General features: G+C 73.7%; 12 protein-coding genes and 1 pseudogene. All 13 read left to right on the forward strand.

Annotation, left to right across the window (positions count from 1 at the left end; translation table 11 throughout):
- Nucleotides 1-93: 93 nt before the first annotated feature.
- Nucleotides 94-939, forward strand: coding sequence for a TIM barrel protein (locus ACZ7KX_RS05520; protein WP_470325418.1), 846 nt, complete (start codon nt 94-96; stop codon nt 937-939).
- 72 nt (nt 940-1,011) lie between these two features.
- Nucleotides 1,012-1,899 carry a 2-hydroxy-3-oxopropionate reductase gene (locus ACZ7KX_RS05525; protein ID WP_470325419.1) on the forward strand — a complete coding sequence of 296 codons (888 nt, stop codon included), beginning with the start codon at nt 1,012-1,014 and terminating at the stop codon, nt 1,897-1,899.
- 439 nt (nt 1,900-2,338) lie between these two features.
- Nucleotides 2,339-3,481, forward strand: coding sequence for a glycerate kinase (locus tag ACZ7KX_RS05530; RefSeq protein ID WP_470325420.1), 1,143 nt, complete (start codon nt 2,339-2,341; stop codon nt 3,479-3,481).
- Between the two features lie 171 nt (nt 3,482-3,652).
- Nucleotides 3,653-5,074, forward strand: a complete 1,422-nt coding sequence (allB, locus tag ACZ7KX_RS05535) for an allantoinase AllB (RefSeq protein ID WP_470325421.1) — start codon at nt 3,653-3,655, stop codon at nt 5,072-5,074.
- Nucleotides 5,022-6,131: pseudogene (gene alc, locus ACZ7KX_RS05540) on the forward strand (allantoicase); the annotation flags it as partial. The gene allB and the pseudogene alc, both read left to right, overlap by 53 nt.
- A 294-nt stretch (nt 6,132-6,425) precedes the next feature.
- Nucleotides 6,426-7,886, forward strand: a complete 1,461-nt coding sequence (locus ACZ7KX_RS05545) for a catalase (protein WP_470325422.1) — start codon at nt 6,426-6,428, stop codon at nt 7,884-7,886.
- A 337-nt stretch (nt 7,887-8,223) separates the two neighbouring features.
- Nucleotides 8,224-9,003, forward strand: a complete 780-nt coding sequence (locus tag ACZ7KX_RS05550) for an IclR family transcriptional regulator (protein ID WP_350525503.1) — start codon at nt 8,224-8,226, stop codon at nt 9,001-9,003.
- Nucleotides 9,004-9,267: 264 nt separating this feature from the next.
- Complete coding sequence (locus ACZ7KX_RS05555; RefSeq protein ID WP_470325423.1) at nt 9,268-10,185, forward strand: metal-dependent hydrolase; 918 nt, start codon at nt 9,268-9,270, stop codon at nt 10,183-10,185.
- Between the two features lie 174 nt (nt 10,186-10,359).
- The gene (locus ACZ7KX_RS05560) at nt 10,360-11,466 is read left to right on the forward strand and encodes a PDR/VanB family oxidoreductase (protein ID WP_470325424.1); all 1,107 of its coding nucleotides are present in this window, start codon (nt 10,360-10,362) and stop codon (nt 11,464-11,466) included.
- Between the two features lie 16 nt (nt 11,467-11,482).
- Complete coding sequence (locus ACZ7KX_RS05565) at nt 11,483-12,424, forward strand: M24 family metallopeptidase (RefSeq protein ID WP_470325425.1); 942 nt, start codon at nt 11,483-11,485, stop codon at nt 12,422-12,424.
- A complete protein-coding gene (locus ACZ7KX_RS05570) occupies nt 12,421-14,163 on the forward strand; it encodes an SDR family oxidoreductase (protein ID WP_470325426.1) in 1,743 nt (580 codons plus the stop codon). The genes ACZ7KX_RS05565 and ACZ7KX_RS05570 overlap by 4 nt, the downstream gene beginning before the upstream one ends.
- Nucleotides 14,164-14,260: 97 nt before the next feature.
- Entirely contained in the window at nt 14,261-14,458 is a 198-nt protein-coding gene (locus tag ACZ7KX_RS05575; RefSeq protein WP_470325427.1) for a type II toxin-antitoxin system VapB family antitoxin, read from the forward strand.
- Nucleotides 14,451-14,867, forward strand: coding sequence for a PIN domain-containing protein (locus ACZ7KX_RS05580; RefSeq protein WP_470325428.1), 417 nt, complete (start codon nt 14,451-14,453; stop codon nt 14,865-14,867). Before ACZ7KX_RS05575 ends, ACZ7KX_RS05580 begins: the two co-directional genes overlap by 8 nt.
- The last annotated feature ends 19 nt before the right edge of the window (nt 14,868-14,886 follow it).

Raw genomic sequence — 14,886 nt, forward strand, 5'->3', positions numbered from 1 at the left:
TTGACACTCGCTTCGCCGTCCGGAGATGCTTCCACCACACAGAATCCCTCTTCCGGATCGTGGAAGTTGCGGATGACGGAAGAGAGATGAGAGGTGATTGACGTGACGGCCGCTGCCAAGCACCACTTCACGGTCAACCTGTCGATCCTGTTCGGCGAGCTGCCCCTCCTGGAGCGCCCCGCCGCGGCCGCCGCGGCCGGCTTCACCGCCGCCGAGCTCTGGTGGCCCTTCGGCGAGGAGCACGACCCCTCGGAGGCCGAGATCGACGCGCTCCGCAAGGCGTTCACCGACGCCGGGGTGCGGCTCACCGGCCTCAACTTCCTGGACGACCTGGGCAGGGGCGCCCGCGGGACGGTCTCCGTACCGTCCGAGCGGGACCGCTTCCGGGCCAACGTCCCGGTCGCCGCCGGGATCGCCGGCTCGCTCGGCACCAAGGCGCTCAACGCGCTGTACGGCAACCGGGTGAAGGGCGTCGAGGCGGCCGAACAGGACGCCCTCGCGCTGGAGAACCTGGTGCTCGCCGCCCGGGCGGCGCACGGGATCGGCGCGGTCCTGCTGATCGAGGCCCTGAACGGGGCCGAGTCCCCGGACTACCCGCTGGTCTCCGCCGCCGCGGCGGTCGAGGTCGTCGACAAGGTCAATGCCGCCACCGGCCTGGGCAACGCCCGGTTCCTGTGCGACCTCTACCACCTGGCCAAGAACGGCGAGGACCTGGCGCAGGTCATCGACACGTACGCCGACCGCATCGGCCACGTGCAGATCGCCGACAACCCGGGCCGCAACGAGCCCGGCACCGGCGGCCTGGACTTCGAGGACCTGTTCGCCCGGCTCACCGCCGCCGGCTACACCGGCCCGATCGGCCTGGAGTACCGCCCCTCCGCCGGCGTCAGCGCCGACAGCTTCGGGTGGCTGCCGCGCGAGCTGCGCGCCGCCGGGTAACGCTCGCCGAGCCGCGACGCGACGCGCCGCCGACCCACCCTCCAACCCCGCACACGTAAGGAACTCGACGCGATGAGCCGCAAGATCGCCTTCATCGGCCTCGGCATCATGGGCAGCCCGATGGCCGCCAACCTGGTCAAGGCCGGCCACCACGTCACCGGCTTCAACCTCACCCAGCCGCAGATCGACGCCCTGGTCGCGGCCGGCGGCCACGGCGCCGCCTCCATCGCGGACGCGGTGCGGGACGCCGAGGTCGTCATCACCATGGTCCCGGCCGACCCGCACGTCGAGCAGGTCATCCTGGGCGAGGGCGGTGTGCTGGAGAACGCCAAGCCCGGCACCCTGGTGATCGACATGTCCTCGATCACCCCGCAGACCTCGATCAAGGTCGAGGCGGCCGCCAAGGAGAAGGGCGTCCGCACGCTGGACGCCCCGGTCTCCGGCGGCGAGGCCGGTGCCGTCGAGGCCGTCCTGTCGATCATGGTCGGCGGTGCCGCCGAGGACTTCGCCGAGGCCAAGCCGCTGTTCGACGCGCTGGGCACCACGGTGATCCACGTCGGCCCGGCCGGCGCCGGCCAGACCGTCAAGGCCGCCAACCAGCTGATCGTCGCCGTCAACATCCAGGTGCTGGCCGAGGCCGTGGTCTTCCTGGAGAACGCCGGCGTCGACCTGCAGGCCGCGCTGGACGTGCTCGGCGGCGGCCTGGCCGGATCGACCGTGCTCAACCGCAAGAAGGCGAACATGCTGAACCGCGAGTTCGCCCCGGGCTTCCGGATCGACCTGCACCACAAGGACATGGGCATCGTCACCGACGCCGCCCGCGCCGTGGGCGCCGCGCTGCCGGTCGGCGCCGTGGTGGCCCAGCTGGTCGCCTCCGCCCGGGCCAACGGCGACGGCTCGCTCGACCACTCGGCGCTGCTGCGCGGCGTCGAGCGGCTCTCCGGCCGCGAGGTCGCGTAACACCCTCGGGGGCTCCCGCGCGGAGCCCCCGTCCCGAACTCCTCCTGGCGGCGTGTACCCATCCGGTCGTGCCCGCGCCGCCAGGAGGTCGAACCCGACCGGCGTGCGGGCTGGGGCTCATCCGCCCGCCCGCCGGTCGATCCAGCCGGTGATGCGCACTCCCACCAGGGGGCACTTCGGTCGTGCCTGCGCGTCGCCCGGCCCCCTCCCCGCCGAGGGGAGCCCCCCGTACGTCGGAAGCGGGACGGGGGGAACGGCGGGGAGGGGGCCGCACCCTCCCGGGGCAGGGCCCGTTCACGCCGGGCCCGTTCACACCGGTCCGGGCAGGGCCCGTTCACACCGGTCCGGCCGAGGGGCTCGCACCCCCAGGCCTCCGGGCACATGCTTGACGCACGTCGCAGTACCACCGCCACACCCGTACGGAAGCGAGGACCGCACCATGCCCCCCACCCCCCGCCAGGGCCATGTGGTCGTCGCTCCCGACAAGTTCAAGGGCAGCCTGGAGGGCGCCGAGGTGGCCGCCCGGATCGCCGCCGGCATCCGCCGCGCCGCGCCCGGCACCGAGGTGCGCGAGCTGCCCGTCGCCGACGGCGGCGAGGGCACCCTGGCCGCCGCGCTCGCGGCCGGCTTCGACCGCGTCCCGGCCAAGGTGGCCGGTCCGACCGGTCTGCCGGTGGACGCCGCGCTCGCCGTCCGGGGCGACACCGCCGTCGTCGAACTGGCGCAGGCCTCCGGCCTCGCCCGGCTGCCCGGCGGCCGGACCGCCCCGCTCGCGGCCGGGTCCTTCGGGGTCGGCCAGCTGATCGCCCGGGCCGTCTCGCTCGGCGTCAAGCGGATCGTGCTGGGGCTCGGCGGCAGCGCCTGTACGGACGGCGGTGCGGGCATGGTGCAGGCGCTCGGGGTGCGCCTGCGGGACGCCGACGGCGCCGAACTCCCGCCCGGCGGTGCCGCGTTGCGCAGGCTCGCGGAGATCGAGCTCGGCCCGCTGGCCGACGCGCTGCGCGGTGTCGAGATCGTGGTGGCCTGCGACGTGGACAACCCGCTGCTCGGGCCGCGCGGCGCCACCGCCGTCTACGGCCCGCAGAAGGGCGCGGACGGCGACGACCTGGTGGTCCTGGAGGAAGGACTGACCCGGTTCGCCGACCTCGTCGCCGAAGCCACCGGACGGGACGTCCGGGAGGCCCCCGGCGCCGGCGCCGCGGGCGGGGTGGGCTTCGCCGCCCTCGCCCTGCTCGGCGCCACCATGCGACCCGGCATCGAGCTGCTGCTCGACCTGCTGGGCTTCGACGAGGCCGTGCGTGGGGCACGCCTCGTCGTGACCGGCGAGGGTTGCCTGGACGCGCAGACGCTCCACGGCAAGGCCCCCGCCGGGGTTGCCGCGGCGGCCGCCCGGGCGGGGGTTCGGGTGGCTGCCGTGGCGGGCCGGCTGGAACTCGCCGAGCCGCAGTGGCGGGCGGCCGGTTTCGCCGCCGCGATCGCGCTGACCGACCTGGCCGAACAGCCCGGGGACAGCATGGCCAGGGCCGCCGAGCTGGCCGAGGTCGCGGGGGAGCGGTTGGCCGGTGTGCTGCTGCCGCGCTGAACCCTCGTAGGTTCATCCATTGACGTTTTGTTGAAGGCGGGCCTAGGCTCCCCGCAATCCCCGCCTCCTCCCTCGCCCCCTCCTTCGCCCCTCCCGCGAACCCTTCCCGGCGAACCGTTGCGAAGCGCCCCCCAACCACCACCCCCGACTCCTTGGTCCCGGAGGTCTCCCATGCCTTTCAGTCAGCCGACGGTGATCCGCTCCCGACGGGCGGTCCTGCCCGACGGCGAGCGCCCCGCGGACGTGCTGATCCGGGACGGGAAGATCGAGCAGGTCGCCGCGCACGGCTCGCTCCCGGCCGGCGACCGCGAGCTCGCCGACCTCGGCGACACCGCCCTGCTGCCCGGCCTGGTCGACACCCACGTGCACGTCAACGAGCCCGGCCGCACCGAGTGGGAGGGCTTCGCCACCGCCACCCGGGCCGCGGCGGCCGGCGGCGTCACCACGATCATCGACATGCCGCTCAACTCGATCCCGCCCACCACCACGGTGGAGGGACTGACGGTCAAGCGGAAGACCGCCGAGGGCCAGGCCTGGGTCGACCTGGGCTTCTGGGGCGGGGCCGTCCCCGGCAACGTCGCCGACCTCGAACCCCTGCACCGCGAGGGCGTGTTCGGCTTCAAGAGCTTCCTCGCCCCCTCCGGGGTGGACGAGTTCCCGCACGTCGAGGCCGCCGACCTGGAGGCCGCGCTGGCCGAGCAGGCCCGGATCGGGGCGCTGGCGATCATCCACGCCGAGGACCCGACCGTCCTCGCCGCCGCCCCGCAGCAACCCGGCGTCCACTACCGGGACTTCCTGGCCTCCCGCCCCGCCGACGCCGAGACCGCGGCCGTCGCCCACCTGCTCGACACCGCCCGGCGCACCGGCGCCCGGGTGCACATCCTGCACGTCTCCTCCGCCGCCGTGCTGCCCCTGCTGCGCCGGGCGCGCGGGGACGGCGTCCGGGTGACCGCCGAGACCTGCCCGCACTACCTGACCCTCGCGGCCGAGCAGGTGCCCGACGGCGACACCGCCTTCAAGTGCTGCCCGCCGATCCGCGACGAGTCCAACCGGGACGCCCTCTGGGAGGCCCTGGCGAACGGCGAGTTCATCGCCGTCGTCTCCGACCACTCGCCGTCCACCCCCGACCTCAAGCTGCTGCCCGAGTACGGCGGCAGCGGGGACTTCGCGGCCGCCTGGGGCGGCATCGCCTCGCTGCAACTCGGCCTGCCGGCCGTCTGGACCGAGGCCCGCCGCCGCGGTCACACCCTGTCCGACGTCGTGCGCTGGATGTCCGCCGGACCGGCCGAACTGGCCGGCCTCACCGGCACCAAGGGCGCCATCGCACCCGGCCACGACGCCGACCTGGTCGCCTTCGACCCCGACGGCGAGTTCGCCGTCCGGGCGAGCGGGTTGCACCACCGAAACCCGGTGACCCCGTACGCGGGCCGGACCCTCACCGGCGCGGTGCGCACCACCTGGCTGCGCGGCCGCGAGGTGGACACCGCGGCCCGCCCCTTCGGCCGGCAGCTCGCCCGGCCCGCGGCCCCGGCCGCCGCTCCTGTCAACGACCGCACCGCCGCGCCCACCGCCACCCCGTCCGATCGCTCCTGAAGGAGAGTCAGTGACCACTGCCGACACCCCGAGCACTCCGTTCACCGAGCTGGTCGACCTGGCCTCCCGACTGCTCGGCGCGGGCGTCGTCGCCACCAACGAGGACACCTTCGCGGACGCCGAGAACCTGCTGGTCGCCAAGCCGGCCGAGTTCCGCCCGCACACCTTCGGCCACAAGGGCCAGATCATGGACGGCTGGGAGTCCAAGCGCCGCCGCGGCGTCTCCGCCGAGCAGCCGCACCCCACCGACCAGGACCACGACTGGGCGATCGTCCGGCTCGGCGTCGCCGGTGCGATCCGCGGCGTGATCGTGGACACCGCCCACTTCACCGGCAACTACCCGGAATCCGGCTCGGTCGAGGCCGTGTCCGTCCCCGGCCACCCCTCGCCGGAGGAGCTGCAGGCCGCCCGGTGGACCACGATCGTGCCGCGCACCCCGCTGCGCGGGAACACCGCGCACGAGTTCGCCGTCGAGGACGACGCCCGCTACACCCACGTACGGCTGAACATCTTCCCGGACGGCGGCGTCGCCCGGCTGCGCGTGCACGGCGAGGTGCTGCCCGATCCGCGCGAGCTGGACGGCCTCACCTTCGACCTGGCCGCCCAGGAGTACGGCGGCGTGGCCGAGGCGGCGTCCGACCGTTACTTCTCCTCCCCGCACAACCTGAACGCTCCCGGCCGCGCCTCCGTCATGGGCGACGGTTGGGAGACCCGGCGTCGGCGCGACAAGGCCAACGACTGGGTGCAGATCGCCCTGGCCGGGGGCGGCGAGGTCCTGGCCGCCGAGGTGGACACGTCCCACTTCGTCGCCAACGCCCCCGGCTGGGCCGACCTGATCGGCTTCGACGCCTCGACCGGGGCCGACCCGGCCGACGGCGAGTGGTTCGAGCTGTTGCCGCGCACCCGGCTCCAGCCCGACACCCGGCACCGCTTCCGGCTCGACACCGGCCGCCCGGTGACCCACGTGCGCATCAACGTCTACCCGGACGGCGGCCTCGCCCGCCTCCGGCTCACCGGCCGCCTCACCGAGGCCGGCCGCGCGGCCCTCGCGCTGCGCTGGTTCAACGCCGTCCCGGCCGACGAGGCCGCCACCGCCCTCACCGAGGCCGGGCTGACCGCCGACGAAGCCGCCGCGCTGACCGCAGCCCGCCCGCTGGCGGACCCGGCCGCCGTCGGCGCCGCCGTCGCGGCGCTCCGCCCGACCGACGGTCCCGACGGCGAGCACTCCTCCCGCCGCCGCGCGGCCGCCTGGCGACTGCTCGGGGCCTGAACCCCCGGCCGGGGCGACAGCCCGACGGATCGTCAGCCCACTCTCCACGCACCGCCCTTATCGACACCTGAAGGACCCTCCATGTCCAAGATCCTGACCACGGAGTCCGGCGCCCCGATCGCCGACAACCAGAACTCGGCCTCGGCCGGCGAGTACGGCCCGCTGCTGATCCAGGACCAGCAGCTGCTGGAGAAGCTGGCCCGGTTCAACCGGGAGCGCATCCCGGAGCGCGTCGTGCACGCCCGCGGCTCCGGCGCCTACGGCTACTTCGAGGTCACCGACGAGGTTTCGCGGTACACCCGGGCGGGCTTCCTCTCCGAGGTCGGCAAGCGCACCGAGGTCTTCCTGCGTTTCTCCACCGTGGCCGGCAACCTGGGCGCCAGCGACGCGGTGCGCGACCCGCGCGGCTTCGCGCTGAAGTTCTACACCGAGGACGGCAACTACGACCTCGTCGGCAACAACACCCCGGTGTTCTTCATCAAGGACCCGATCAAGTTCCCCGACTTCATCCACTCGCAGAAGCGCGACCCGTACACCGGCGTGCAGGAGGCGGACAACGTCTGGGACTTCTGGGCCCACTCGCCCGCGTCGACCCACCAGATCACCTGGCTGTTCGGCGACCGCGGCATCCCGGCCTCGTACCGCCACATGAACGGCTACGGCTCGCACACCTACCAGTGGGTCAACGCCGAGGGCGACGCCTACTGGGTGAAGTACCACTTCAAGACCAACCAGGGTGTCCGCTCCCTGGACGGCGACCAGGCCGCCGAGGTGCTCGGCGCCGACGCCGACTCGCACCAGCGCGACCTCCACCAGGCCATCGAGCGCGGGGTGTTCCCGTCCTGGACCCTCTACGTCCAGCTGATGCCGGTCGCCGAGGCCGCGGACTACCGCTTCAACCCGTTCGACCTGACCAAGGTGTGGCCGCACGCCGACTACCCGCTGGTCAAGGTTGGCCGCCTGGTGCTCAACAGGAACCCGGAGAACGTCTTCGCCGAGGTCGAGCAGTCGGCGTTCTCGCCGAACAACTTCGTGCCCGGCATCGGCCCGTCCCCGGACAAGATGCTCCAGGGCCGGCTGTTCGCCTACGCCGACGCCCAGCGCTACCGCCTCGGCGTCAACCACACCCAGCTGCCGGTGAACGCCCCGCGCGCCACCGAGGCCGCCAACTACGGGCGGGACGGCCTCATGGCCGCCAACACGGCGGGCCGCGGCAAGAACTACGAGCCCAACTCGTACGACGGCCCGGCCCAGACCGACGCCGCGCTCGCCGCGCCGGTCAAGGTCGACGGCCACACCGGCACCTACACCACGCCGGCCCACAGCAAGGACGACGACTTCTTCCAGGCCGGTGAGCTCTACCGGCTGATGTCGGCCGGGGAGAAGACCCGCCTGATCGACAACATCGCCGGTTTCCTGGCGCAGGTGACCCGCGACGACATCGTCGAGAAGAACCTCGCCCACTTCCACGCCGCGGACGAGGAGTACGGCGCCCGCCTGGCCGCCGCCGTCGCCAAGCTGCGCGCGGGCGACGAGGGCTGACGGCCGCTGCCGACCGACCACCCTCCCCGGTCACCGGGCCCGCACCCGGTGGCCGCACGGCGGGCCCCTCCCCCCTGGGCAGTGGGGGAGGGGCCCGCCGCGGCGTTCGGCCCCGGGCGGCTCGCTCCGGGCCGGTGCCGGGTCGTCACTGCCGGTTGTTGCTACCGGGCCGTAACCGCCGAACCGTGACCTCCGGGGTGCGTTTCCCCAGGTCGACCGGAGGTTGCTCCACGGAATGTTCACGGATATTCACGGACGGCAGTCGTCGGGCCCGCCGGGTCGATAGGCTGGTGCGTGCCCGCGGTCGCTCCGTGGGGGGACATCGGAAGGGGACGACATGTCGACACCAGCCCCGGGTCGTCACGCCGCGCTGGACCAGGGCCTGACCGGCCCGTTCACCTCCCTGCAGCACGCCCTCAGACTGCTGGAGGCGGTCGACCGCCACCCCGACGGCGCCACCCTGGTGGGCCTCGCGCGGGAGACCTCGCTCGGGCTGCCGACCGTACGGCGGCTCGCGGAGATCCTGGAGATCGAAGGCTACCTCCAGTGCCAGGACGGCGGTTGGGTGCTCGGCGGCACCTTCGCCCTGCTCGGGCAGAACAACCGCGAGCAGCTGGTCAATGCCCGACTGAACCGCAAACTGGCCGAACTCCGGGACGAGTTGGGCGCCGCGGTGTACTTCAGCCGTTACCACGACGGCGAGTTGTCGGTGGAGGCGGTCTCGGCGGCCGACTACGCCCCGGCGGTCCAGGAGTGGGTGGACTTCCGGGCCACGGCGCACGCCAGTGCGATCGGCAAGTGCCTGCTCAGCCAGCTGGACTCGGACGCCCGGCGCGACCACCTCTCCCGGCACCCGGTCGCCCGGCTCACCTCCCGAACGGTCACCGACGCCGACCAGTTGATGCACCGTCTGGAGCGGCAGCCGGCCACCGTACCGGTGCTGGACATCCAGGAGTACGCGCTGGGCACGGTGTGCGCCGCCGTGCCGATCACGGCGGGCAGCACGGTCGGCTGCCTGGCCACCTCCATGTCGGCGGACAACATCCACAAGCTGAAGGCCGCCGCCGAACTGCTGGCGGCCCGGGCGGCGCCGCTGATGCTGGCGATGGCGGTCTGAGCCGTCCGCCCGCAGGGCCCCGCCGGACGTGTCGTGTCCGGCGGGGCCCGCGCGTTTTCGCCGCGCGTTTTCGCCGGGGTCCGCCGCGGGGTCCGTCGCACGGTTCCCCGTGTGGTTCCCGGGATGTTTCCGGGAGCGTCCAGCGGTGCACATCACTTATTAGACTCGATGTCGATAAGGGTCGCCGAAACCCTTGTCCCGGCCGCTACCCGCGAGTACGTTTCCCTGAGCCGAGCCGCCGCTCCCAGGTCAGGAGGGCCTGCCATGCCCCGATCCACCCCCGTCCCCGCCCTCGCCGCCCCCGCCGCACGCGTGCACGACAGCCTCGTCCTGGAGCCCCGGGACGTCCGCTTCGACTGGGCCCAGCTGCCACTGCACTGGATCCCGGACGAGCCGATGGCCACCCACGTCATCAACGTGCTGCACCTGCTGCTGCCCGAGGGCGAGCGCTGGTTCGTCAAGGTGTTCAAGGAGGCGCTGCCGCTCATCCGGGACGACCAACTGCGCGAGGAGGTCCTCGGGTTCATCGGGCAGGAGGCCATCCACGCCGAGGCGCACCAGGAAGTCCTGGACCACCTGCTCGGCCAGGGGCTGGACCCTCGTCCGTACGTCCGGCAGGTCTCCTGGCTGTTCCAGCGGGTCCTGGGCGACAAGCCGGGGCTGGCGCCGGCGCGGCGGCGGGAGAACATCATCGAGCGGGTCGCGTTCATCGCGGCCATCGAGCACTTCACCGCGTTCCTCGGCAACTGGGCCCTCAACTCCCCGGGCCTGGACCGGGCCAAGGCCGACCCGACGATGCTCGACCTGCTGCGCTGGCACGGCGCCGAGGAAGTCGAGCACCGTAGCGTCGCCTACGACCTGATGGTCCACCTGGACCCGGGCTACTTCCGGCGGATCCGCGGGATGGCGGTGTCCGGGCCGCTGCTGGTCCACCTCTGGGTGCGCGGCGCCCGCTTCCTGCTCGCGGCCGACCCGACCCTGGCCGGGCGGCTCAAGCCCAGCTGGCGCGAGGCCGGGCGGATCGCCAAGCGCGGCTTGCTGCCGGACCCGATCGGGTCGATCCGCTCCGGGCTGCGGTACCTGCGGCCGGGCTACCACCCGACCCAGGAGGGGTCCTCCAGCCAGGCGCTGGGCTACCTCGCCACCTCGCCGGCCGCCCGCGCGGCCGCCGCGCGCGGCTGACGGCCGACAGGGTTCAGCGAACGGATGACAGCGAACAGATTTCAGAGAACGTCATCTGTCATCTGTCATCTGTCATCTGTCATCTGTCATCTGTCAGCCGTCACCTGCCCCGCGCCCGACGCCCCGCCCGACGCCCCGCCCGACGCCTCTCCCGACGCCAAGGAACCCCGCCGGATGGACCTGCTCACCCCGCCCCCCGACCTCTACGGCCGCCCGCGCGCCGACGCGTTCATGCGCTGGCTCACCGCCTTCGGTGACCGCTACTCCCCGGCCCTTGGCGGCCCCCTGCTGCGCCGCAACCCCCGCCGCCCGTTCAGCCGCCCCACCCCGCAGCTGCAGCTGGTCGTCACCGCGCGCCGCGAACTGGCCGCCGACGTCGTCGAGTTGCAGCTCGCCGACCCCTCCGGCGGCCCGCTGCCGGCCTGGCAGCCCGGTGCCCACCTGCGCCTCGCCCTGCCCTCCGGCCGCGAGCGCCACTACTCCCTCACCGGTGACCCGGCCGACCGCACCGCCTACCGCATCGCCGTCCGGCGGCTGCCCGGGGGCGGTGGCGGGTCCGTCGAGATCCACGACGCCCTGCACCCCGGCGCCCGCCTCGCCGCCCGCCGCCCGCGCAACGGCTTCGCCTTCTGCGCCGAACCCGCCGTCCTCCTGCTGGCCGGCGGCATCGGCATCACCCCGCTGCTCCCGATGGCCCGCGAGGCGCAGCTCCACGGCCTGGACTGGCGCCTGGTGCACGTCGGCCGCAGTGCCGACACCCTCCCGTACGCGGACGAGCTGCGCGCCCTCGATCCGCGCCGGGTGGTCCTGCGCACCGACGACGAGCACGGCGGCGTCCCCACCGGCGCCGAGCTGCTGGCCCACGCCCCGCGCGGCGCCGCCGTCTACTGCTGCGGCCCGGCCCCGATGCTCGCCGCCGTGCAGCGGGCCCTGGACGGCGGCCCGGAGGGGGCCGACGGGCCGAGCGGTGCGCTGCACTTCGAGCGCTTCGGCGCCGCTCCGATCACCGACGGCGAGCCCTTCGCCGTCCGCCTCGGCACGGCTGGCCCGACCCTCGACGTGCCCGCCGACCGGTCCGCCCTGGACGTGCTGCGCGAGGCCCGCCCGGACCTCCCGTACTCGTGCCACCAGGGCTTCTGCGGCACCTGCGAGGTCCGCCTGCTGGCCGGCTCTCCCGACCACCGGGACCGCCGCCTCACCCCCGAGCAGCGCGCCGCCGGTGCCCTGTTGCCCTGTGTCTCCCGGGCCGCCGAGGGTGAGACCCTCGTGCTCGACCTCTAGAAGGAGCAGCCCCGCCATGGCGAAAGCGACCCCCGCCTTCCGCTACACCGAGCGCGACCTCGCCCGCTTCCGCGAGACCCAGCAGCTCGCCTACCACTGCGCCGAACAGGTCGCCGCCTGGATCGAACCCGGCGTCACCGAGCGGCAGGCCACCGCCGAGCTGCGCCGCCGTCTGGTCGCCGCCGGGGTGCAGGACTTCTTCCACGTCCCGTTCGCCTGGTTCGGGGACCGCACGGCGTTCCGGCACTTCCACACCCCGCTGCAGTTCTTCGCCGGCAACCGCCGCCTGGAGGAGGGCATGCCGTACGTCCTGGACTGCGCGCCGGTCGTGGACGGCTACACCGCCGACATCGGCTACGGCGGCAAGGTCGGCGAGAACCGGGTCTGGGACCGGCTCGCCGCCGACCTGCGGGTCTACCGCGAGCTGATCCTCGCCGAGGTGCGGGCCCGCAAGCCCCTCGACGAGGTGTACGCGGCGGTGGACGCGCAGCTGGCCGCGCACGGCTACGACAACCGTCACCAGGTCTACCCGGGGCGGGTGATCGGCCACCAGGTCACCCGGACCGTGGCCCGCGGCCCGGCCGGGGTGAACGTCTTCGGCTTCGGTGTGCGCACCCTGCAGACCCTCGGTCGTGAGCTCATCTCCGAGCGCCTGCACGGCCGTTCACCGCTCTGGGCGGACGGGCGGGCGTCCCGGCACGCGCCCACCCCCGGCCTGTGGGCGGTCGAGCCGCACATCGGCTTCCGCGGTGTGGGCATCAAGTTCGAGGAGCTGCTGGTGGTCACCGAGGACGACGCCTACTGGCTGGACGACGACCTGCCGCACGTCCGCCGCTGGACCTCGACCGCGACCGCGACCGCGACCACCGCGACGCCCGCGCCCGCCGGGCCCGGATCCGCCGCGCCCGCGCCCGCCGCAACGACCGCCGAGCCGAGCACCCTGGAGGCCACCCGATGACGACCCCGACCCGCCGCCGGACCGTCCACTCCGGCGGCCTGCCGCTCGCCGTCTTCGAGCAGGGCGACCCGGCCGCCCCCACCGTCCTCCTCGTCCACGGCTATCCCGACACCCACGCCGTCTGGGACGACATCGCCGCCGACCTCGCCCGCGACCACCACGTGGTCCGCTACGACGTCCGCGGCGCCGGCGAGTCCGGCGTCCCCGCGGACCGTGACGGCTACCGCCTGGAGCGGCTGGCCGATGACCTGTTCGCCGTCGCCGACGCGGTCAGTCCGGACCGCCCGGTCCACCTGGTCGCCCACGACTGGGGCTCGATACAGTCCTGGGAAGCCGTCACCGCGCCGGGCGCCGAGCACCGGATCGCGTCGTACACCACCATGTCCGGCCCCAGCCTGGACCACATGGGGTACTGGCTGCGCCACCGGCTGCGCCGCCCCACCCCGCGCCACCTGCGGCAACTGCTCCACCAGGGCCTGCGCTCCTGGTACATCACCGCCTTCCACCTGCCCTACCTGGCCCCCGGCGTCTGGCGCCTCGGCCTCGCCCGGGCCTGGCCGCGGGTGCTGCGCGACCTGGAGCGCGTCACCCCGCGCGCCGACCACCCGCAGCGCAGTCTGCGCCGCGACGCGGTGCGCGGCATCGAGCTGTACCGGGCCAACTTCCGCCCCACCATGGGAAGTCCGCGCGAGCGGCCGACCCTCGTGCCGGTCCAGCTGATCACCCTCACCCGGGACCGCTACGTCGGTACCTACCTCTCCGAGGGCCTGGAGCGCTGGGTGCCCGACCTCACCCGCAGGACGCTGCACGCCGGCCACTGGTCGGCGCTGCTGGAGAAGGGAGCCACCGTGGCCGGAATGGTCCGCGAGTTCACCGCCCGTACGGAGGCCGGCCGCGCCGGCGAGGCCGCGGGGGAGCGACCGGCCCTGGACGACGGCCGGCTGGTGGTCGTCACCGGCGGCGGCAGCGGCATCGGCCGGGCCACCGCGCTGGCCTTCGCCGAGGAGGGTGCCCGGGTGGTGGTCTGCGACCTGGACCTCGCGTCCGCCGAGCGCACCGCCGAACTCGCCTCGCTGATCGGCCCCGCGGCGCACGCCTACCGGGTGGACGTCTCCGACGGTGCGGCGGTGGACGCCTTCGCGCAGACCGTCGCCGCCGAGCACGGGGTGCCCGACGTGGTGGTCAACAACGCGGGAATCGGTCACTCCGGGACCTTCCTGCAGACCACCGAGAAGGAGTGGCAGCGCGTCCTGGACGTCAACCTCTGGGGCGTGATCCACGGCTGCCGCGCGTTCGGCACCCTGATGGCCGACCGCGGCCAGGGCGGCCACATCGTCAACGTCTCCTCGGCCGCCGCCTACCTGCCCTCCAAGGCGCTCACCGCCTACGCCACCAGCAAGGCCGCGGTGTTCATGCTCTCCGACTGCCTGCGCGCCGAGTTCGTCGACCACGGCATCGGCGTCTCCACCATCTGCCCCGGCATCGTCAACACCAACATCACCCGCACCTCGACCTTCTCCGCCACCACCGCCGCCGAACAGGCCGCCAAGCAGGCCCGTGCCGCCAAGCTCTACGCCCGCCGCGGCTTCCCCCCGGAGAAGGTCGCCACCGCCGTCCTCGCCGCCGTCCGCACCGGCAGGCCCGTCGTCCCCGTCACCCCCGAGGCCAAGGCGGCCCGCTTCCTCTCCCGTCTCAGCCCCGGCCTGCTGCGCCTCGCCGCCCGCCTCAACGTCACCTGACCGGGTGACTCTCACCGGAACGGACCAGCGGGGCCTGTGATATCAGCTACGCTCGAATTTGATATCTCAGATCCCGCTCCGTTCCGGGAGGTCGGCTATGACCCGTACCGTGATCGACGTCAACGACGAACTGCTCGCCGAGGCTGCCGAGATCTTCGGTACGACGACCAAGGTCGCCACTGTCAACGCCGCCCTTGAGGACGCAGTGAAGCGCCGCAAAGGCCAGGAGTTCCTCGACTGGCTCGCCGAGGGTGGGCTGCCGGATCTGACCGGGCCGGTGGACACGGGTGAGTGAGCGCTTCCTCGTCGACGAGTCGGTCTTCGCCCGCCACTCCAAGCCGCCGGTCCGAGCTCTGGTCGACCGGTTGTTCCGTGAGGGGCGGCTCGCGATCTGCGGTGCCGTCGAGCTTGAGATCATGCACAGCGCCCGGTCCAAGGCCGACGCCGACCGGATCCGGGAGGGCCTGCTGGGCTTCGACCGGCTGCCCACACCCGACGAGGTGTGGGACCGGGCCATCGAGGTGCAGGCGCTCCTGACGTCCGAGGGCAACTGGCGGGCGCTGTCCGTGCCGGACCTCGTCATCGCGGCGACCGCCGAACGACACGGTGTCACCGTGCTCCACTACGACGGCGACTACGACATGATCGCTGCCGTCACCGGTCAGCCGACCCGATGGGTCGTTCCGCCCGGGTCGGCGGACTGACGCCGCCCGAGGCCCCGTC

This window comes from Kitasatospora sp. NPDC038210 (genome assembly GCF_055600605.1).